This is a genomic window from Prevotella sp. AM42-24, from assembly GCF_003461825.1.
Taxonomy (GTDB): Bacteria; Bacteroidota; Bacteroidia; order Bacteroidales; family Bacteroidaceae; genus Prevotella; species Prevotella hominis.
This window is the reverse complement of the sequence record NZ_QTXV01000148.1, coordinates 1-717: the sequence shown is the minus strand read 5'-3', so window position 1 is coordinate 717 and position 717 is coordinate 1.

The window sequence follows — 717 nt, the reverse complement described above, 5'->3', positions numbered from 1 at the left end:
TCATTGCGGTAGCCTTCCGTATTGACAGCATTGAGAGCAGAGTCTTTCGGGAGTTCATCATGCAAGCCATCATCAAAAAGCAGACCAACCGCCCGAAGTTGGTCTGCCTGTGGTCGAAGAATATAATGGTGTAGCAATTACATTTTTCATCAATGATCTCTATTCCTTGAAAACCAATATTTATTAAAATTTTATAAAGGTTTTAAATTCATTTGCTTTATTCAATTTATTTCTCTAAAATTGCAGTGTCAAACAAATAATGAACTAAAATGAGACTTTTGGATTTTTATATAATATGGAGAGGAGATATGCTATTTGCAACAGTTGTTCCTATAGCATATTTCCTATTGTACCTAAAAAACAAACAAGTGACATTTGTCTTTTTGAAATTTGTAATGGCATTTGTGATATGTTTGTACTGGGCAACATACGCTTGTACTTTTTTTTATTCATATTATGATGTTATAGGATGGTTTAAAATACTTATAATACCTGTTTTTTCCATTTATAGTGGATTTGTACTTCACCTTTTAAAATCGAAGAAGAAAAAGGTGTTTTTTCTTATCTCCATAGTCTATATAATATTTTGGTGCATGTTAATATTTTGGCATTGCATGAGTAGTATGTAATGCCAAAGAATGAAGAGAGATGATTCCTAATTGTATAGGAATCCTTCAAGCAACGTTCCTTGGAGGCTTTGCGCCTCCAGCCACTTGG